The sequence below is a fragment of the Alkalibacterium kapii genome (assembly GCF_007988865.1).
GTDB classification, from domain to species: domain Bacteria; phylum Bacillota; class Bacilli; order Lactobacillales; family Carnobacteriaceae_A; genus Alkalibacterium; species Alkalibacterium kapii.
In genome coordinates this window covers 17,216-36,085 of the sequence record NZ_BJUY01000021.1, presented here as the reverse complement: position 1 = coordinate 36,085, position 18,870 = coordinate 17,216, and the positions used below count along the sequence as shown (strand labels likewise).

Here is an 18,870-nt window from a genome sequence, read left to right as displayed (position 1 = left end):
TTTTTATATACTTACTTTTAAACGAAAACAAAGAGCCGAAGACTTCCGTGGAGGTCTTCGGCTCTTTGTGTTTTATTCCTTGGCATTAAAATGGTAGATGGGTTCTTCTTTTTTGTCATCGTAGTCCACAACAAGATCATATCGACTAAAGAACCAGTCATCTTCTTTGCTGGCAAAGTAAGTGATCCCATTGATTTTTACTTTCCCTAATAAATTACTGTCTGGTTTTTCTATTCTCATCCCTACTGAGAACCCCTCATGAATTTCAGTTTTTCCATATACTTTACCAAAAAAATGGACACCGTCACCAGGTTCCAGCCCCATTTCATTCTCAAACCAGGAAACGGCTTTATCGGTTATTTTAATATTCAAGGTCATTCCTCCGTCGTTTTTCTATTATTTTTAAAGCGTTAATCATGCTTTCATTGTCAGGCAATGGTATAAAAGAATAGCATTAAAGATATGATATAGTGGTTTTTATTTTTCGAACCATCCTGTATGATTTCAATTTTAAAGAGTATAGCCATCGTTGTCAATGAAGTAGACTATGCCTGCCATACTATCCAGCCATATGCTTCATAAGAAAGCTTCTGCCCATACATGGCTGTTAATACTTTCATATGAGGGAGTTTCTTTATTATCTGCACTGTATACCAGCTATAAGGACTGAATTGAAAAGATCATTTAGCAACCTGCACAAAACAACCTTATCATCTTTGTGCAACATTACATAGAAAGAATAGAGCGTTTTCAATATAATATTAATTAACAGGTCAACAATAATTAAATAGAACACATAAAAAATGGAATCAAGAAAGGTGTTTTACTCATGGTAGAAATGGCAATGAAAAATATTTATAAGCGTTATGATAATGCAGATGATTTTGCAGTATCGGATTTTGATATGCGTGTTAAAGATCGTGAATTTATCGTTTTTGTTGGACCTTCAGGGTGTGGAAAGTCAACAACCTTGCGTATGATTGCTGGATTGGAAGAAATTACTGACGGCGAATTATGGATCGGTGACAAGATGATGAATGATGTCGCTCCTAAAGATCGAGATATCGCAATGGTATTCCAGAACTATGCCTTGTATCCGCATATGACTGTATTTGATAATATGGCTTTCGGATTGAAACTGCGTAAGTACAAAAAAGATGAAATCAAAAAACGTGTAGATAATGCTGCAGACATCTTAGGTCTGACTCCATTATTGGATCGAAAACCGGCAGCTTTATCTGGTGGACAGCGTCAGCGTGTAGCTTTAGGACGTGCTATTGTACGTGATGCTAAAGTATTCCTTATGGATGAGCCACTGTCAAACCTGGATGCTAAATTGCGTGTAGCGATGCGTGCTGAAATCGCCAAACTGCACCGACGTTTAAATACAACGTCTATTTATGTCACGCATGACCAAACAGAAGCGATGACGATGGCAGATCGTATCGTTATTTTGAAAGACGGCTTCATACAGCAGATCGGTACACCTAAAGAAGTATACGATTTCCCGGTCAATGTTTTTGTTGGTGGATTTATTGGTTCACCTGCCATGAACTTCTTTGATGTTACTCTCCAAGGTAATCGCATCAGTAATCATGATGGCCTGGATATTGAGATTCCCGATGGTAAAATGAAGTTGTTACACGAAAAAGGATACAAAGATGGTTCTGAACTAGTTTTTGGTATTCGTCCTGAAGACATCAAGAGTGAACAAGTGGCTTTAGAAGCTTCAGCTACGTCTGTAGTCAAGTCTACTGTAACGGTATCGGAACTTTTAGGTGCAGAAACAATGTTATATACACAGCTGGGAGATACAGAATATATTGCCCGCGTTGATGCCCGTGATTATCACAAACCAGGCGAAGAAGTAGAACTGGCTTTCGATATGGGTAAATCACACTTCTTTGATCCAGAAACAACTAATGTGATCCGCTGATCGACACAGGTAAGACCCTTAAATAGATCCCCCCTACCCCTTTGGATATACAGTGTATATTCAGAGGGGTTTTTAACTTATCCATTTATGTCGGAACAGATTTAGTGTAAAATGGTAATATTATAATGTTGTTTGAAAAGGGAGGTTCATTCGTACGTTTATCGCGTGCGGAATGTATAATGACTAAAGTTAGAGGATTTGAAATTGTGTCAAAATATCAAGGTTTGGGCATCACGTTACCCAAACGCGCAACAAAAGGATCGGCCGGTTACGATCTAATGGCTTCAAAGAATATATCCGTTCCTTCTTTATTTAAAGCGTTGAAAGAAGGCGATCCGAAGGTAGCTATGCAGTCAACACTCATTCCTACTGGTGTTAAAGTATACATGCCTGAAAATGAATATTTACTTTTAGCTAATCGTTCGAGTAATCCGATGAAACGACAATTAGCCGTACCTAATGGGATCGGTATTATTGATTCTGACTACTACGATAACGATAAGAATGAAGGCGAGATATTTGTCCAGGTCATCAATTATGGGATGGACGATTTAGAAATCTTAAAAGGTGAAAGAATTGCACAAGGTATTTTTACGAAGTATGAAACAGCAGATGCAGAAGACCAGTCTTTTGAAAAGCGCACAGGTGGATTTGGCTCATCTGGAAAATAAAAAGCAATAAATAACAGTTTAATTGCAGTCTGAAATGACACTAAAGGAGTCTAGAGATTTGGCAAAAAAGAAAGCAACGGTGTTTGTTTGTCAGAATTGTGGATACGAATCTCCAAAGTATCTTGGCAAGTGTCCGAGTTGTGGGACATGGAATCAGATGGTCGAAGAAAAAATACAGGATCAGTCTGACAGTCGGAGCCGTGTGACGATGTCCGGTAAAGCATCCAAAGCACAAGCAATCACAGAAATAACTATAGAAAAAGAAGAACGTGTCAAAACTAAAATGGGTGAATTCAATCGCGTCTTAGGTGGTGGCGTGGTTCCAGGGTCGCTTGTTCTGATCGGTGGGGATCCGGGTATCGGAAAGTCCACACTACTTTTGCAAGTCTCTGCACAGTTAAATCAGCAGGGCGGAAAAGTGCTCTACGTTTCCGGTGAAGAGAGTACAGCTCAAATAAAAATGAGAGCAGAACGGCTCGAGCTGCGGGGAACCGATTTTTACTTGTACGCAGAGACTGAGATAAGCGCCATACAAGGAACGATCGAACAGTTGAAACCCGACTATGTGATCATCGATTCCATTCAAACCATGCACCATGTCAATATTGACAGTGCCTCTGGAAGTGTCTCACAAGTCAGGGAATCGACCTCTACTCTCATGCAGATAGCAAAGATGAACGAAATAGCTATCTTTATTGTCGGCCATGTGACCAAAGAAGGAGCAATCGCCGGACCGAGAATGCTGGAGCATATGGTAGATACTGTTTTGTATTTTGAAGGAGAACAGCATCACACTTTCAGAATATTAAGAGCAGTTAAAAACCGATTCGGCTCAACAAATGAGATCGGTATATTTGAAATGCGCAATGGTGGATTGGAAGAAGTTTTAAATCCGTCGCAGCTCTTTTTAGAAGAACGATTAGCTGGGGCCACTGGTTCAGCGGTCGTAGCGGCTATGGAAGGAACACGTCCGATGCTAGTTGAGATTCAGTCACTCATTTCTCCAACTGTATTCGGTAATGCTAAGCGAACGTCCAGTGGGCTGGATTACTCCCGGGTATCTCTGATCATGGCGGTGCTTGAAAAACGTGCCGGACTCCTGCTTCAAAACCAGGATGCCTACCTGAAAGCAGCTGGTGGTGTCCGACTGGATGAACCGGCTATCGATTTATCAATAGCCATCAGTATTGCCTCAAGCTACAAGGAAAAAGAAACACGTCCAACGGATTGTTTTATTGGTGAAATCGGTTTGACCGGAGAAATACGAAGTGTTTCTAAAATTGAACAGCGCGTGAAAGAAGCAGCTAAATTAGGGTTCAAGCGTGTGTTTATACCGAAAAATAATAAAGATGGCTGGGATATGCCTGGAAAAATAGAAGTGATTGGTTGTACAACACTATCTGAAGCAATAAAAAGAGCTTTTTCATAAAAAAAAGATGGATAGGTTCGTATTTTCAATTAAGATTGGTATACTAATAAAGTAATACAATAATAGAAAAGAGGAGGGAGTAAATGGTAACAAAGTTAATACTGCTCACATTCATTCTTGTTGGAGGGAGCTTGGGGTATAATACGTTCCCCGGTCTGATTTCCAACTGGAGCGAAGCCCCGATGTGGTTGATGAATCCAATTACTGGGATGGTTTTAGGAGCAGGGATTTTTTATCTGATTTCATTATCTTTAGTGTCACCGATAAAAAAAGGCCTTGTCAAAATAGAAAAAATCTTCAGCGAAATGAGCATCACCTATCTAATGTTCGGAAGCATTGGTGCGATTATTGGACTTATTCTTGCTTTATTATCTAGTTACGGTTTAAGTGCTTTGAACATTATCTTTATAAGCGACGTCTTACCCTTTGTCTTAACCGTTGCATTAGCTTATGGCGGATTCCAGCTTGGGACATCGAGAAGAGAAGAAATACGACGGTTATTTACACCTAAAACAGTAACTCAGGAAAACAGTGATGTTTTAGAAAGAAAAGAAGGCGAGACTTTTCGCAAATACAAGGTGCTGGACACCAGTACGATCATTGATGGACGTATCCTTGATGTTGTCAGAACGGGGTTTTTAGAAGGCGTCCTCGTTGTCTCTCATTATGTCTTGAAAGAATTACAATATATTGCTGACTCATCAGATAGTTTAAAACGTGTAAGAGGAAGACGCGGATTGGATATATTAAATGCTTTACAAAAAGAAAAAAGCATTGCACTCCAAATGGATGACAGTGATGTGCCGGAAACAGAAGAGGTCGATTTAAAGCTGGTTCATTTAGCAAAAAAATTGGATGGTATGGTCATCACGAATGATTTCAATTTAAATAAAGTTGCTGAATTTCAAAACATCAAAGTATTGAATATAAATGAACTGGCCAATGCGGTAAAACCGGTCGTCATACCAGGAGAAGAGATGCGAGTGATGATCGTCAAGCATGGAACTGAGCGTAGCCAGGGTGTCGCGTATCTTGATGATGGGACCATGGTGGTAGTAGAAGAAGGGAAGCACCACGTCAATAAAACAGTCGACGTGATCGTGACGAGCTCTCTTCAAACGAATGCCGGTCGTATGATTTTTGCCAAGCTGACGAATGAACAGAAATCATTGAATAACGAAAAAGGTCAAACAAACTGATTCAGTCTCACCCCTGGGTATATCGTGTAAAGCTGGTATTTTAAATACTGATAGAACGGATCGAAGTAAGAAAAAAATATATAGCTGAAAGCAAAGTTTTGCTGCTTCGGTAGAAGAAAAAGCGAAATAATGGTAAATTTATAGTACTATGACAATGAAATTATAGAAAACGATAAGGAGCATTCAATTATGACAGAAAAAGTCCGCGTACGTTATGCACCTAGCCCGACTGGTCATTTACACATCGGGAATGCACGTACAGCATTATTCAATTATCTATTTGCCCGTCATCATGGTGGAGATTTTATCATCCGCATTGAAGATACGGATAAGAAAAGACAGGTAGAAACCGGTGAAACGAGTCAGCTGAATAATCTGAAGTGGTTAGGGATAGACTGGGATGAAAGTTCAGATGTTGGAGGCCCTTATGGACCTTACCGCCAGTCGGAACGTAAAGAGATCTATGATCCGCTCATCGATCAGCTTTTAGCGAGCAATCACGCTTATAAATGTTACTGTACGAGCGAAGAACTGGAAGCAGAGCGTGAAGCTCAGCGAGCACGCGGTGAAATGCCGCACTACAGTGGAAAATGTGCACATTTATCTGCGGCTGAACAAAAGGCCAAGCAGAAAGAAGGTATTACACCTGTCATTCGTTTCCGTATACCCAAAGGAACGACGTATACATTCAATGATATGGTAAAAGGTGATATTACATTTGAATCAGATTCAATTGGTGGCGACTGGGTCATTCGTAAACGTGACGGTATGCCGACATATAATTTTGCTGTAACCGTTGATGATCATTATATGAAGATCTCTCATGTGTTAAGAGGAGACGATCATATCGCAAATACGCCTAAGCAAATGATGATTTATAATGCCTTTGAATGGAAAACGCCACGCTTTGGTCACATGACATTGATAATAAATGCTGAGACAGGTAAAAAATTAAGCAAGCGGGACGAAACGATTTTACAATTTATTGAACAATACCGTGAGCTGGGCTATGCACCTGAAGCCTTATTCAATTTTATTACACTGCTGGGTTGGTCTCCTGTCGGTGAGAATGAATTGTTCACTAAAGAAGAATTTATAGAGATGTTTGACCATAACCGTTTAGGCACATCACCAGCAGCTTTTGATGCTGGTAAATTGGAATGGATCAGTAATCAGTATATGAAAAACATGGACCTTGAAGAGCTGACACTGAAAGCAACCCCGCATTTAGTAGAAGCGGGTTATGTCAAAGCTAATCCTTCAGAAGAAGAAAGCCAGTGGGTCAAAAAACTGATTGGATTATACCAGGAGCAAATGAGTTATGCGGCACAGATCACTCAGCTTGCAAGTTTATTCTTTGAAGATAAACTTGAGTGGTCAAAAGAAGCTCAGGACATATTAAAAGGAGAAACTGTCCCAACGGTTCTTGATGCCTTTACTGAACAATTGAGAAATGTTGAGCCTTTTGAAGCGAGTGAAATCAAAAAAGCAATCAAAGCGGTACAGAAGGAAACGGGAGTCAAAGGGAAAAATCTTTTCATGCCTATTCGCGTTGCCGTTTCCGGACATGAACATGGCCCTCAACTAAACGACACGATCGAATTGCTGGGAAGAGAGAAAGCCATCGCTAATATCAATAAAGCGCAAGATTTAATTAAATCCTTTTGAGGCATAGAACTGTTTAGAAAGGTTAAAGCCATGCAACCTGTACTTTCTTTCATATGGTTGTGTGGCTATTCTTTTTGACAGGTCATGTTCAACGGGATGATAAAAATCATTATATAAAAGGAGTCTTGCACTATGATACACATATATAATACCTTGACGCGAAAAAAAGAAACATTTATCCCCCTGGAAGAAGGGAAAGTGAAAATGTATGTTTGCGGGCCGACTGTTTATAATTATATTCATATTGGTAATGCCCGCAGTTCTGTAGCATTCGATACGATCCGACGCTATTTCACATACAGAGGGTATGATGTGGAATATATCTCCAATTTCACAGACGTGGATGACAAAATTATAAAGGCCGCACAAGACCTTGGGAAAACAGCGCCTGAAGTAGCGGATAAATTCATCGATGCTTTTTATGCAGATACAGAAGCGCTGCAAGTGAAAAAGCCAACACATGCCCCACGAGTCATGGATAACATTCCAGACATCATTACTTTTGTTCAAGCGCTTATTGATAATGGCTACGCTTATGCAGCACAAGGAGACGTTTATTACCGTACCCGACGCTTTGAAAAGTACGGGGAACTCAGCCGTATTTCACTGGATGATTTGGAGTCAGGAGCCAGCAACAGACTTGGCGATGAAGCACATAAAAAAGAAGATCCGCTTGATTTTGCCTTGTGGAAAGCCGCAAAAGAGGGCGAGATAAGCTGGGAATCTCCCTGGGGAAAGGGCCGACCGGGCTGGCATATCGAGTGTTCTGTAATGGCCACAAAGTATCTTGGAGATACGATCGATATCCATGCCGGCGGACAGGACCTCACCTTCCCGCACCATGAAAACGAGATCGCTCAAACAGAAGCAAAAACGCACCAGACCTTTGCCAATTACTGGATGCATAACGGTTTTGTCACGATGGATGAAGAAAAGATGAGTAAGTCTATCGGAAATGTCGTGCTGGTCAGAGAACTGCGCAGACAGCATGACCCCAAAGCGTTACGATTCTTTATGTCAACCGCCCATTACCGTCGTCCAATCAATTATTCTCTTGAGGCGATAGAAGAAGCCAAAACAAACCTTGACCGCATTGAAACGGCTTATTTCAACGCCTCACATCGACTGAAACAGGCAGAAGCGGCAAGTGGGTCAGACAGTGAAAAACTGAGTGAACTTGAATCATTCAAAGAAGCCTTTATCGGTCATATGGATGATGACTTCCAGGCGCAAAATGGCATCACAGTCGTTTATGATCTTGTTCGCTACTTAAATGTGTATCTCAAAGAATCAGCGGTGTCCAAAGTGGTCCTTGAATTCGCGATGCAGCTTATCGAAGAATTCATGTATGTTTTTGGTATAACGATCGAAGCCGCGGATGATCTTTTGGATACTGATATCGAAAATCTGATCAAGGAAAGAGAAGATGCTCGGGCAGCCCGTGATTTTCAGCGTGCTGATGAAATCAGAGACCTTTTAAAAGATCAGAATATTATACTTGAAGATACTGCTCAAGGCGTACGCTGGAAACGGGGAGAGTAGCATGAGCCAGTCCGTGGATCCAAAGCAATTGAATGGCTTGGCCTTGGCTTATATGGGTGATGCTGTCTATGAACAAGCCATTAGAGAGCATCTCATCTCCTTGGGAAAAACCAAGCCGAAGCGTCTGCATGCCTCTGCTACAAACTATGTCTCAGCAAAAGCGCAAGCCTACCTTATAGATAATATGCTGACAGAGGCAATACTTACAGAGGAAGAACTGTCGTATTATAAACGAGGACGCAATGCCAAGAGTTATACAAAAGCAAAAAATGCGGATTCAAAGACGTATAGTCGTTCCACAGGTTTTGAAGCGTTGATCGGTTATCTGTATCTGACCGGTCAAAGCACTCGTTTAGATGAAGTGATAACGTGGTGCATCAAAGACATTGAAAAACAGTAAAAAGAAAGGGGAGATAACGTGGCAATACAAAAAAGACCCAATCAAAATGATAAACAGAAAAAGAAGATGAACCAGTCAGAATTTACTGAAGACGAAATGGTATATGGCCGGAATCCGGTTCTTGAAACCCTTCAGTCAGAACGAGATGTGAACAAACTATTCGTTCAAGACGGACTGACTGATAACAAACTGACTAAAGTCGTGAATGAAGCGAAAAAACGCAAGGTTCAGTTATCCTTTGTACCTAAAACCAAACTGGATCATTTATCTGATGGAGGGAATCATCAGGGAGTGGTTCTAGCGTCCAGCCCTGTAAACTATGCGACGATCGATGACTTATTCAAGAAAGCTGAAGAAAAAAATGAAGCACCGTTCTTTTTACTGCTGGATGGGATCGAAGACCCGCACAATCTGGGTTCTATTTTAAGGTCAGCGGATGCCAGTGGTGTTCACGGGGTCATCATCCCAAAACGTCGAGCAGTGGGCTTGACCTCGACAGTAGCCAAGGCCTCTGCCGGAGCGATCGAACACGTGCTGGTCGCTCGCGTGACAAATATGGTACAGACGATCGATGAACTCAAAGACCGAGGTTTATGGCTGTTTGGAACAGATATGAAAGGCAAAGACTACCGCTACTGGGACGTGTCATCACCGGTAGGACTTGTGATCGGCAATGAAGGCAAGGGGATCTCGCGTCTAGTCAAAGAGAAAGTGGATGAGACCTTGTCTATTCCAATGGTCGGCAATGTACAGAGTCTGAATGCCGGAGTGGCTTCAGGCCTGTTGATGTATGAAGTATATAGAAAAAGAAATGCGCTTTAAGTAAGAATGCCAAAGGTGAAAGGAGGGGGGTTAAGTGAAAAAGGAATTACTATTCGTAGATGGCTATAATATGATTGGGGCTTGGCCTGAATTAGTAAAGCTTAAACGCATGGATAAAATGGCTGCAGCAAGGGATTATTTACTTCATGAACTTAGTAATTATGCCAAGTATGAGGGCATCGAAATACGTATTGTGTTTGATGCACAGCTCGTACCAGGTATTGCCCAGCGTTATGACAAATACGAGGTTGCCGTGATCTTTACAAGTGAAGGGGAAACAGCCGATACCTACATTGAAAAAGCAGTGGGAGAAGAGAATCATCTGATCACCCATGTTCAAGTCGCCACGTCGGATCTGGCGGAACAGTGGCTGGTGTTCCAGCGCGGAGCAACACGGAAGTCTGCCAACGAACTCTATAAAGACGTTAAACGCACGAAGAAGAACATTGCCCTGGACAGCACGCTTTACCAGATGCAGAACCCCTCACGGAACTCTCCTCTAAAAGACGAAGACCGGAAACGGTTGGAGAAGTTATACTATGATATGATCGAGAAATCAAAAGAAAAATAATTATTTGCTATTTAAAGTAGACTATTAACTATTAATTTGTATGGTTAATAGTCTTTTTATATATATATTTATTAGAATTTCCTCACAATCAGAAAAAAATAGTGACTTTTTAAATAAAAAGTAAATATAATTAAGTGAAACGCTTTCAAAGGATACACTGAATGACTATAAATGTGACTGTTCTGTTATTGTTTCAAACAATAAACAGAAGGAGAAGAAAGGATGAAGGATAATACTGCAAATATAGAATTAATAGAAAAGAAGGTATTCAAAGATATAAGTGATCCAACCGTGGACAGACTAATTATGCGCTTCAAAGCCGGTGAGACAGATGTTTTCCCAGAGATAATGGAAAGAAGTGAAAAGTTACTTCAAAAAGCAATATACCGACGCTTTATTAAAGGATATGAGCGAAATGATTTATATCAGGAAGCGTGTCTGATCCTAGTAGAATCGATAGACAAATATAATCCGAGTAAAGGGATGAGTTTTAATCAGTATGTCTGTTTGAGTCTTGACAATCACTTCAACCGGTTGATCAGAAAAAATAATGCGATAAAAAGAAAATCCTTCAAAGAATCTTTATCTTTGGAAGGAAATTTAGAAGAGAAGGGGTATCAGTTAATGGCAGAGACAGGATCCATACAACCAGAAGACAAGCCGATAGTGAACGAAACAATGGAGGAATACATAAAATATCTTTCCGAATTCGAGAAAGAGGTCTGTCTGTATTGTTATCAGGGCTTCCCATTTGATATGATTGCAGATAAATTGAAATGCACGAAAAAACAAGTAATGAGCGCAAAACATCGATGTACAGATAAATACCGACAACATTTCTTGTGATCGTCTAAATAGAGCAATCATTTATACTTTTCTGTATTCATTGAATAGTTTCTCTCCAAACAAAAAAAGCCCTCTGCGGCTTTTTTGTGTGTCATGATAAGTTATTGTTCGGTCTATCGTTCACTGTAATCCATGTCATTCATGCTCCTGCTTGAAGCGCTGGATGGTTGAGACATGTTCCATTAAAAAGTTGGCGGCGATACCGATGGCTATACCGGAAAGTATCCCCATGAAAGAGAGGACGGGAAGATAAAGGAGTACCGTCCATGTTTGAGCGATGGAACTGGCCACAAGAAGCTGTCCTAGGTTATGAAGGATCCCGCCTGTGGCACTGACTCCGATAATGCTGACCCGCTTCCCGCCGGTAAATTTAACAAACAACATGCCGAAATAACTTAAGAGAGCGCCTGCTGTACTGTATAAAAACGTTGAAAGTGTGCCGCCAAGCAAGGTCGTCATAAGCAAACGCATCGCAACGACTTTCAAACTATCTTTGAATGGGAGCGTATAAATCGCGACGATAACGATTAAATTGGCAATGCCAAGCTTAGCGCCCGGAGCAAAGGCAAAGGGAAAGGGGATGCTGCGCTCGATCAGGCCCAAAATGACAGCCTGAGCGGAAAGCAGTGAAATGTAAATCATCTTTTGTGTACGGTTCATAGTAAAATCCTTTTCTAATGTACTTAGTTGCAGTAGTTATAGTTTGCCACAGATTGTATCAAGTAGCCATCTTAATTTAACATTATTATACCAAATCTTCTCTTGTGAAAATATAGACAGGATAGCACTTTTGCTGTACTATGTACAGAGAAAAAGATTTGGAAGGACAATGAAAATGAAGAAGCACAAAAAAATCACTAGAGCATTGCTCAGTTTAACTGCCATGCTGTTTTTCTTAACGGCATGTACTGAAGAGAATGAAAGAGAATTGGCTGAAGAACCGATCGAGCGAACTGAATTTTTGCTTGGGACAGTGGCCAATATAAAAGTATACAATAAAGATTCCGAAGAAGCTTTGGATAAAGCATTTGAACGAGTCACTCAACTGGATGACTGGTTTGCGATGCAGAAAGAAGATTCAGAGATTTCTGAGGTGAATCGTCAAGCCGGCATAGCTCCTGTCAAAGTCTCAGAAGAAGTGTACCATGTTATGGAACGTGCCCTTTATTATGCAGAAGAATCTGATGGTGCTTTTGATCCAACGATCGGATCGATGACCAGTTTATGGAATATCGGGCAAGAAAATGCAGCAGTTCCTGAAGAGGAAGCATTGAATGAAGTACTGGAAGTTGTGGACTATAACTTAGTTGAACTTAATGAGGAAGACCAGACGATTTATTTGAAAAAAGAAGGCATGAAAGTCGACTTGGGAGGCATTGCCAAAGGTTACATTACAGATGAAGCTGCCCGTATATTGAAAGATGAGGGAGTGAACACAGCCATCATTGATTTAGGCGGAGATATCGTTGTAGTCGGAAACAGCACACGGGGAGAAACAGAACCGTGGCGAGTCGGAATCCAAAATCCGTTCAAAGAACGTGGCGAGATCATGGGGCTCGTTGAACTGGTTGATTCGGCAATCGTTACCTCAGGCATATATGAGAGAAACTTTGAAGAAAACGGCGAATCCTATCACCACCTGCTTGACCCGGAAACAGGCTACCCTTTTGACAACAACATCTCTGGGATCAGTATCATAGCGGATAATGCCATGGATGGTGATGCGATCGCAACCGCGGCCTTTGCTATGGGGGTTGAAAAAGGCCTGGCCTATATTAATGATATGTCTGGTGTGGATGTTATATATGTAACCAAAGATAAGGACGTTTATACTTCAGAAAATATCAGTGACATGGTAAGTATCAGTGACGATTCCTTTGAAAAAGTAGACTAGATCGAATTGACAGAATGCGATATAAATGCTAATCTTAATAGGATATTGTCTGATATTAACTTGAACTGAAACATGCGAGAAACGAGGAAATGTTATGAAGAAAAAAATAGCCTTAGCCTGTACAGAATGCGGATCCAGAAATTATACAAAAGATGTGAGCGATAAGATTCGTACAGAGCGACTTGAAATCAAGAAATATTGCCGTTACTGTAAAAAACATACAGTACACCGTGAAACAAAGTAGTCAGCACGCAGTGGAAGGAGTGGATCGATCGATGGGAAAAGTTAAAACCTTTTTAGGCGAAGTCAAACACGAGATGAAAGAAACGACCTGGCCGAACAAAAAGACAATGAAAAAGAATACTCTGACTGTTTTTGGCGTGATGGCATTCTTCGGTGTTTTCTTTTATGCCGTTGACTCTGTCATTACATTTTTATTGACGTTAGTATGACAAAACACGAAAGCAGTAGAAATCAGTGTTCCTTCGTGCTATAATACAAGACGAGAACCGAGAGAAAACCTTCTCTTTCACGTGATGTGAAGAAGGTTTTTTTAATACACAAAAATAAGACTTAAAAAGGAGTCTACAATGGAAGAATTAGAAAGTTCAAAAGCATGGTATGTCCTGCAGACCTATTCAGGCTATGAAAACAAAGTGAAGCAAAACCTTGAGTCACGGGCGCAGAGCATGAAAATGGAAGATAATATTTTACAGGTTTTAATACCTGAAGAAGAAAAAACAACGGAAAAAGACGGCAAGGCTAAAACAGAAATGGAAAAAACCTTTCCAGGATACGTATTAGTTGAAATGATTATGTCCGATGAAGCATGGTATATTGTGAGAAATACGCCAGGCGTGACCGGTTTTGTTGGTTCACACGGCGCAGGGAGTAAGCCATCCCCTCTACTTCCGGATGAAGTAGATCAAATCCTACGCAGCATGGGCATCAACCCGCGTAAAGTTGAAATGGATCTGGAAATCGGCGAACGCATTCAAATCAATGAAGGTGCTTTTGCCGGGATGGAAGGTAACGTTACTGCGCTTGAAACAGAAAAAGGTAAAATCAAGGCATCCATCGAGATGTTCGGAAGAGAAACAAATGCAGAACTGGATTACAATCAAATATCAAAAATCGACTGATATTTATCTTGCACAATCACTTTAAATATGGTAACATTTACCAGTGCGCCTTAGATGCTTTAATATAAGTGAAGGTGTAGAAACATAGTGGGAGAGGAAAATTGTAACCTCATTTAACCACTCACGGACACAAATCAAGGAGGTATGTCTCGTGGCAAAAAAAGTAGTTAATGTCGTGAAATTGCAAATACCTGCAGGGAAAGCTAACCCAGCACCCCCAGTAGGACCTGCATTAGGACAAGCTCAAGTAAACATTATGGGATTCTGTAAAGAGTTTAACGCTCGTACAGCTGACCAGGCAGGGATGATCATTCCTGTAGTTATTTCTGTTTATGAAGACCGTTCATTCACATTTATCACTAAAACACCACCTGCAGCAGTATTGCTTAAAAAAGCAGCTGGCGTTGAGTCTGGTTCAGGCGAACCAAACACTAAAAAAGTGGCAACTGTAACAAGCGATCAAGTAAGAGAAATTGCTGAAACAAAAATGGAAGACCTAAACGCAGCTAGTGTTGAAGCAGCAATGCGCATGGTCGAAGGTACAGCTCGCAGTATGGGATTCACTGTCAAAGGTTAATTTGACGATCACATTGCTTGCTGACTCCGCATCCAGTCATTCGAGGCAACTCGAGTGATCACCAATGGCAGCTGACTGATCAGTCCATTGCATGCGGAGATCAAGTGGGAGGTCAAACCGTTAACACCACACTAAGGAGGAAAAAATTATGGCGAAAAAGAGTAAAAAATTCTTAGCTGCTTTGGAAAAAGTAGACAGAGAAAACAAATACGATGCAACTGAAGCATTAGAATTAGTTAAAGAAATCGACTACGCTAATTTCGACGCAAGTGTTGAAGTAGCTTACAGACTTGGTGTCGATCCTAAACAAGCAGACCAGCAGCTGCGTGGCGCAATGGTATTGCCGCACGGTACTGGTAAATCTCAGACAGTGATTGTTTTCGCAAAAGGCGATGCTGCTAAAGCTGCTGAAGAAGCAGGCGCAGACTTCGTTGGCGACAGCGATCTTGTAGAAAAAGTTCAAGGTGGATGGTTAGACTTCGACGTCGTCGTTGCTGCACCAGACATGATGGCTGAAGTAGGTAAATTGGGCCGTGTCTTAGGACCTAAAGGTTTAATGCCTAACCCTAAAACAGGTACAGTTACACCAGATGTAGCTAAAGCTGTTAACGACATCAAAGCCGGTCAAGTCACTTACCGTGTCGACCGTCAGTCAAATGTACACGTGCCGATCGGTAAAGTATCATTTGAAACTGAAAAACTTAAAGAGAACTTGGCTGCTTTACACGATGTTATCGTAAAAGCTAAACCAGCAAGCTCTAAAGGTGTTTACATCAAAAACATGGCAGTGGCAAGCACGTTCGGCCCTGGTGTTAAAGTAGACCCAACAACAGTTGCTAAATAAAAAAAGTTGAAATTTCTCTTGACCTGCAGGGTATAGCTTGCTATACTTATGCAGGTTAAGGAAATAACTTAAATTAAATATGCATTGATGAATGATGGTGATAGATTCTATTACCGGATAATACCGAAGACAGTATGTGGCTCACGCCTTAATATCATACCGAGGACACATGTGATTACATTAATCAACTATGATCCCTCTATGTCTACGGTGACATGGGGTTTTTTTATGCGATAAATTCTTTTTGGATGTAAGTATAAGGGGAAATCCTCATTTCAATCGATCAGGAGGTGAAACATCAATGAGTAAAGCAAATGTCATTGCAAAAAAACAAGAAGTGGTCAATGATATTACGAAGAAATTTCAAGACGCAGAAGCTGTCGTAGTCGTTGACTACCGTGGTTTGACAGTGGAACAAGTCACTGAATTACGTAAACAATTACGTGATGCAGGAATTGAAATGCGCGTATTGAAAAACACTATGCTTCGTCGTGCTGCAGAAGCAGCTGATTTGTCAGATTTAGTAGATGTCTTCAAAGGACCTACTGCTGTAGCATTCAGTAACGAAGAAGTTGTTGCCCCTGCAAAAATTATTGCAGAATTCGCTAAAGATGCAGAAGCTTTGGAAATCAAAGGTGGCGTACTGGAAGGTAAAGTTGCAAGTGTTGAACAAATCAACAAAATTGCTACACTACCAAGCCGCGACGGCCTGCTTTCTATGCTATTATCTGTACTTCAGGCACCTGTCAGAAACACAGCCTTGGCAATCAAAGCTGTTGCAGAGAAAAAAGAAGAAGAAGCTGCGTAAAGCAGTCGATTCAACTGACTTATTGCTGTACATGGGTATGGCAAGTTGAAACTAAACTAACTTAAATTACAAATGGAGGAAAACAAAAATGGCATTAGATATTGAAAAAATCATTGCTGACTTGAAAGAGTCAACTGTCGTAGAATTAAACGACTTAGTAAGTGCGATCGAAGAAGAATTCGGCGTAGAAGCTGCAGCACCAGTTGCAGCAGCAGGAGCTGGAGCAGCTGCAGAAGCAGAGCAAACAGAATTTACTGTTGAATTAACAAGCGCAGGTTCAGCAAAAATTAAAGTAATCAAAGCAGTTCGTGAAGCTACAGGTCTTGGCTTGAAAGAAGCTAAAGCATTAGTAGACGGCGCACCAGCACCAGTTAAAGAAAATGTTTCTAAAGAAGAAGCAGAAGAATTACAAAGCAAACTTGAAGAAGCAGGCGCTTCTGTAGAAGTTAAGTAATTTCATTTAACTTAAATAGACTAAACCCTTTCGCTGTAAAGTATATCTTCATGGCGAAAGGGTTTTTTATATGTCATAAAAAAACGAGGTACTAAATCGTTGATTGAGATATCTTGTCTCGAAAAATTTGGATCAGCTAGTCACTAAACGGATATTAGAACAACTTTCTGAGAAAAAGCAGCGTAAACATGTAGCAAAACGGTTATTGGAACAACTTTTTTAGAAAAAGAAGAAAAAACATGTTGTAAAACGATTATTGGAACAACTTTTTTAGAAAAAGAAGCAAAAACATGTTGCAAACCGGTTATTGGAACAACTTTTTAGGAAAAAGAAGGATAAACACGTTGCAAAACGGTTATTGGAACAACTTTCTGAGAAAAAGCAGCGGAAACCTGTCACTAAACGACTTTAGAGACAGGTTTCCGCGACACAGAAATCGCAACTGGCCACTAAGCTGTATTTCAATACAACCTAGTAAATGACAACTTATGAACGCATTGCATTCCTAACAGAACTATAATTGATCAATGAAATATAAGGAAGAGGGTGAACGAAAATCCACCCTCTTTCATATGAAAATAGAAGTCGACTCATAAAGAAAAACCGACTGAGTTACCGCTTTGATCAAGCGGAACAAAATGATAATTAAGCTATCCTGTATCAGGAGCAGACTTATCTTCAAAGTATAGTGCAGGCTTGCTTAAAATGAAGTGAAGATGACTTTCTTCTAAAGTTTTGTGTCAATTTCGTTATAAAGTATGAATCGGACTGAATATCTGATAAAATATGACATTGAATGAGGTTTTTTACAAATGCTTACCAGTCTCTCTATTTAAACAAGGAAGGAAGAATAACATGAACGACGATAAATACCCTCAACGTATAGATTATGGCATTATTTTATCGGTCATGCTATTGGCGATCTTGAGTATCGTATCACTTTATTCTACAACGGTAATGATTCAGGGTGGCCCTTTAAGTATGACGATCAAGCAGATTTTATGGTATGGAATAGGAACGATCGCAGTACTCGTTATTATGCAGTTTGACTCAGAACAATTGTGGAAAATGACCACTTACTTATATATTGCAGGTATCATCATGCTGATCCTGACACTTTTTATTTATGACCGCAATCTGGCACTTAGAACTGGAGGGAAATCCTGGATTCGCTTAGGACCGCTAGGAACGATTCAGCCTTCCGAGTTTGTCAAGATCCCTTATATCCTCATATTGGCTAAAGTAGTGACAAGGCATAACAGTACGTATAAATTAAGAGATTATTCGAGTGATTTTCTTTTGATGGGGAAACTGATGCTTTTTGCTTCTGTGCCTATTTTACTTGTGTTCATGCAAAACGATTTGGGGACGGGTCTCGTTTACATCGCTATACTGATCGGTATGATCCTGCTCTCAGGTGTAAAGTGGCAGATCCTGCTTCCTATTTTTTTAGTGGTATCAACGGTGGGGATTACGCTTATCTTACTGGCTGTTTATAACCAGGACTTTCTTTTAGAAACAGGATTGTTCAGCCCTTATCAGATGGCGCGGATCAATACCTGGTTGAATCCTCTGGAAGGATCTACAGATGACACCTACCAAGTAACGCAGGCATTCAAATCCATCGGGTCAGGCGGGGTTTTCGGTAAAGGGTTTGGAACAAGTGAGGTCTATGTACCTGTAAGAGAATCCGATATGATTTTTACCACGATCGGAGAGAACTTCGGTTTTGCCGGTGGCTCCTTTTTGATTTTCATCTATTTTGTACTGGTGTATCATATGGTTAAAGTCGTTTATGATACAAAAAACGAATTTTACACGTATATCGCTACAGGTGTCATTATGATGATCGTGTTTCACGTTCTGGAAAATGTCGGTATGAACATTGGATTGCTGCCTGTGACAGGAATCCCGCTTCCGTTTATTTCTCAAGGGGGCTCTTCGCTTTTAGGTAACATGATGGGGATCGGATTGATCATGTCGATGCGCTTCCATCATAAATCTTACTTCTTTTCAGGTGAAGGGGAAGACTTTCATCCGGGAACATCGTAAAGTCTAGAGGAAAGG

General features: G+C 40.6%; 21 protein-coding genes and 1 other annotated feature. Of the genes, 19 read left to right on the top strand and 2 right to left on the bottom strand.

What is annotated here, in order from left to right:
- Positions 1-72: 72 nt before the first annotated feature.
- The gene (locus AKA01nite_RS07445; protein WP_371860870.1) at positions 73-378 is read right to left on the bottom strand and encodes a HesB/YadR/YfhF family protein; all 306 of its coding nucleotides are present in this window, start codon (positions 376-378) and stop codon (positions 73-75) included.
- 451 nt (positions 379-829) lie between these two features.
- Between AKA01nite_RS07445 and AKA01nite_RS07440 the strand changes: the two genes are divergently transcribed.
- The 10 genes from AKA01nite_RS07440 to AKA01nite_RS07395 all read left to right on the top strand — a co-directional run bounded on the left by AKA01nite_RS07440 (position 830) and on the right by AKA01nite_RS07395 (position 11,084).
- Positions 830-1,936: an ABC transporter ATP-binding protein gene (locus AKA01nite_RS07440; protein ID WP_146924689.1), complete on the top strand. Its 1,107-nt coding sequence runs from the start codon at positions 830-832 to the stop codon at positions 1,934-1,936.
- 179 nt (positions 1,937-2,115) lie between these two features.
- Positions 2,116-2,607, top strand: coding sequence for a dCTP deaminase/dUTPase family protein (locus AKA01nite_RS07435; protein WP_146924688.1), 492 nt, complete (start codon positions 2,116-2,118; stop codon positions 2,605-2,607).
- Positions 2,608-2,665: 58 nt separating this feature from the next.
- Positions 2,666-4,036, top strand: a complete 1,371-nt coding sequence (gene radA / locus AKA01nite_RS07430) for a DNA repair protein RadA (RefSeq protein ID WP_146924687.1) — start codon at positions 2,666-2,668, stop codon at positions 4,034-4,036.
- An 83-nt stretch (positions 4,037-4,119) separates the two neighbouring features.
- Entirely contained in the window at positions 4,120-5,235 is a 1,116-nt protein-coding gene (locus tag AKA01nite_RS07425; protein WP_146924686.1) for a PIN/TRAM domain-containing protein, read from the top strand.
- A gap of 189 nt (positions 5,236-5,424) precedes the next feature.
- Positions 5,425-6,903, top strand: coding sequence for a glutamate--tRNA ligase (gene gltX, locus AKA01nite_RS07420; RefSeq protein WP_146924685.1), 1,479 nt, complete (start codon positions 5,425-5,427; stop codon positions 6,901-6,903).
- A 132-nt stretch (positions 6,904-7,035) separates the two neighbouring features.
- Positions 7,036-8,445, top strand: coding sequence for a cysteine--tRNA ligase (gene cysS / locus AKA01nite_RS07415; RefSeq protein WP_146924684.1), 1,410 nt, complete (start codon positions 7,036-7,038; stop codon positions 8,443-8,445).
- Position 8,446: 1 nt separating this feature from the next.
- Complete coding sequence (locus tag AKA01nite_RS07410) at positions 8,447-8,845, top strand: Mini-ribonuclease 3 (RefSeq protein WP_146924683.1); 399 nt, start codon at positions 8,447-8,449, stop codon at positions 8,843-8,845.
- Positions 8,846-8,911: 66 nt separating this feature from the next.
- Complete coding sequence (rlmB, locus tag AKA01nite_RS07405) at positions 8,912-9,667, top strand: 23S rRNA (guanosine(2251)-2'-O)-methyltransferase RlmB (RefSeq protein ID WP_146924691.1); 756 nt, start codon at positions 8,912-8,914, stop codon at positions 9,665-9,667.
- Between the two features lie 34 nt (positions 9,668-9,701).
- The gene (locus AKA01nite_RS07400; protein ID WP_146924682.1) at positions 9,702-10,238 is read left to right on the top strand and encodes an NYN domain-containing protein; all 537 of its coding nucleotides are present in this window, start codon (positions 9,702-9,704) and stop codon (positions 10,236-10,238) included.
- 222 nt (positions 10,239-10,460) lie between these two features.
- The gene (locus AKA01nite_RS07395) at positions 10,461-11,084 is read left to right on the top strand and encodes a sigma-70 family RNA polymerase sigma factor (protein WP_146924681.1); all 624 of its coding nucleotides are present in this window, start codon (positions 10,461-10,463) and stop codon (positions 11,082-11,084) included.
- A 135-nt stretch (positions 11,085-11,219) separates the two neighbouring features.
- On the opposite strand, the gene AKA01nite_RS07390 is transcribed toward AKA01nite_RS07395, so the two are convergent.
- Positions 11,220-11,744: a Gx transporter family protein gene (locus tag AKA01nite_RS07390; RefSeq protein WP_146924680.1), complete on the bottom strand. Its 525-nt coding sequence runs from the start codon at positions 11,742-11,744 to the stop codon at positions 11,220-11,222.
- A gap of 175 nt (positions 11,745-11,919) precedes the next feature.
- Here AKA01nite_RS07390 and AKA01nite_RS07385 point away from each other — a divergent pair, with 175 nt between their 5' ends.
- From AKA01nite_RS07385 to AKA01nite_RS07345, 9 genes are all read left to right on the top strand, one after another.
- Positions 11,920-12,978 carry an FAD:protein FMN transferase gene (locus AKA01nite_RS07385; RefSeq protein WP_146924679.1) on the top strand — a complete coding sequence of 353 codons (1,059 nt, stop codon included), beginning with the start codon at positions 11,920-11,922 and terminating at the stop codon, positions 12,976-12,978.
- Positions 12,979-13,072: 94 nt separating this feature from the next.
- Positions 13,073-13,222, top strand: a complete 150-nt coding sequence (gene rpmG, locus AKA01nite_RS07380; RefSeq protein WP_146924678.1) for a 50S ribosomal protein L33 — start codon at positions 13,073-13,075, stop codon at positions 13,220-13,222.
- A gap of 31 nt (positions 13,223-13,253) precedes the next feature.
- Positions 13,254-13,430 (top strand): preprotein translocase subunit SecE, encoded by a 177-nt coding sequence (gene secE / locus AKA01nite_RS07375; RefSeq protein ID WP_146924677.1) that lies wholly within the window; start codon positions 13,254-13,256, stop codon positions 13,428-13,430.
- A gap of 138 nt (positions 13,431-13,568) precedes the next feature.
- On the top strand, positions 13,569-14,120 hold the full coding sequence (gene nusG / locus AKA01nite_RS07370) for a transcription termination/antitermination protein NusG (RefSeq protein ID WP_146924676.1): 552 nt from the start codon (positions 13,569-13,571) through the stop codon (positions 14,118-14,120).
- 151 nt (positions 14,121-14,271) lie between these two features.
- The gene (rplK, locus tag AKA01nite_RS07365; protein ID WP_091489330.1) at positions 14,272-14,697 is read left to right on the top strand and encodes a 50S ribosomal protein L11; all 426 of its coding nucleotides are present in this window, start codon (positions 14,272-14,274) and stop codon (positions 14,695-14,697) included.
- A 148-nt stretch (positions 14,698-14,845) separates the two neighbouring features.
- Positions 14,846-15,541 (top strand): 50S ribosomal protein L1, encoded by a 696-nt coding sequence (rplA, locus tag AKA01nite_RS07360; RefSeq protein ID WP_091489328.1) that lies wholly within the window; start codon positions 14,846-14,848, stop codon positions 15,539-15,541.
- 105 nt (positions 15,542-15,646) lie between these two features.
- Positions 15,647-15,778: a sequence feature (ribosomal protein L10 leader region), on the top strand.
- A gap of 64 nt (positions 15,779-15,842) precedes the next feature.
- Positions 15,843-16,349, top strand: a complete 507-nt coding sequence (gene rplJ / locus AKA01nite_RS07355; protein WP_091489327.1) for a 50S ribosomal protein L10 — start codon at positions 15,843-15,845, stop codon at positions 16,347-16,349.
- An 88-nt stretch (positions 16,350-16,437) separates the two neighbouring features.
- Positions 16,438-16,803 carry a 50S ribosomal protein L7/L12 gene (gene rplL / locus AKA01nite_RS07350; RefSeq protein WP_091633852.1) on the top strand — a complete coding sequence of 122 codons (366 nt, stop codon included), beginning with the start codon at positions 16,438-16,440 and terminating at the stop codon, positions 16,801-16,803.
- A gap of 855 nt (positions 16,804-17,658) precedes the next feature.
- Entirely contained in the window at positions 17,659-18,855 is a 1,197-nt protein-coding gene (locus tag AKA01nite_RS07345; protein WP_146924675.1) for an FtsW/RodA/SpoVE family cell cycle protein, read from the top strand.
- Positions 18,856-18,870 lie beyond the last annotated feature (15 nt).

Excerpts from the sequence above, each read along its gene's own strand:
- rplA (WP_091489328.1), top strand. The coding sequence starts at position 14,846 with ATGGCGAAAAAGAGTAAAAAATTCTTAGCTGCTTTGGAAAAAGTAGAC.
- AKA01nite_RS07345 (WP_146924675.1), top strand. The coding sequence starts at position 17,659 with ATGAACGACGATAAATACCCTCAACGTATAGATTATGGCATTATTTTA.
- rplL (WP_091633852.1), top strand. The coding sequence starts at position 16,438 with ATGGCATTAGATATTGAAAAAATCATTGCTGACTTGAAAGAGTCAACT.
- AKA01nite_RS07440 (WP_146924689.1), top strand. The coding sequence starts at position 830 with ATGGTAGAAATGGCAATGAAAAATATTTATAAGCGTTATGATAATGCA.
- AKA01nite_RS07435 (WP_146924688.1), top strand. The coding sequence starts at position 2,116 with ATGACTAAAGTTAGAGGATTTGAAATTGTGTCAAAATATCAAGGTTTG.
- AKA01nite_RS07385 (WP_146924679.1), top strand. The coding sequence starts at position 11,920 with ATGAAGAAGCACAAAAAAATCACTAGAGCATTGCTCAGTTTAACTGCC.
- gltX (WP_146924685.1), top strand. The coding sequence starts at position 5,425 with ATGACAGAAAAAGTCCGCGTACGTTATGCACCTAGCCCGACTGGTCAT.
- AKA01nite_RS07425 (WP_146924686.1), top strand. The coding sequence starts at position 4,120 with ATGGTAACAAAGTTAATACTGCTCACATTCATTCTTGTTGGAGGGAGC.
- AKA01nite_RS07445 (WP_371860870.1), bottom strand. The coding sequence starts at position 378 with ATGACCTTGAATATTAAAATAACCGATAAAGCCGTTTCCTGGTTTGAG.
- rplJ (WP_091489327.1), top strand. The coding sequence starts at position 15,843 with ATGAGTAAAGCAAATGTCATTGCAAAAAAACAAGAAGTGGTCAATGAT.
- rlmB (WP_146924691.1), top strand. The coding sequence starts at position 8,912 with ATGAACCAGTCAGAATTTACTGAAGACGAAATGGTATATGGCCGGAAT.
- nusG (WP_146924676.1), top strand. The coding sequence starts at position 13,569 with ATGGAAGAATTAGAAAGTTCAAAAGCATGGTATGTCCTGCAGACCTAT.
- AKA01nite_RS07410 (WP_146924683.1), top strand. The coding sequence starts at position 8,447 with ATGAGCCAGTCCGTGGATCCAAAGCAATTGAATGGCTTGGCCTTGGCT.
- AKA01nite_RS07390 (WP_146924680.1), bottom strand. The coding sequence starts at position 11,744 with ATGAACCGTACACAAAAGATGATTTACATTTCACTGCTTTCCGCTCAG.
- rpmG (WP_146924678.1), top strand. The coding sequence starts at position 13,073 with ATGAAGAAAAAAATAGCCTTAGCCTGTACAGAATGCGGATCCAGAAAT.
- cysS (WP_146924684.1), top strand. The coding sequence starts at position 7,036 with ATGATACACATATATAATACCTTGACGCGAAAAAAAGAAACATTTATC.
- secE (WP_146924677.1), top strand. The coding sequence starts at position 13,254 with ATGGGAAAAGTTAAAACCTTTTTAGGCGAAGTCAAACACGAGATGAAA.
- AKA01nite_RS07395 (WP_146924681.1), top strand. The coding sequence starts at position 10,461 with ATGAAGGATAATACTGCAAATATAGAATTAATAGAAAAGAAGGTATTC.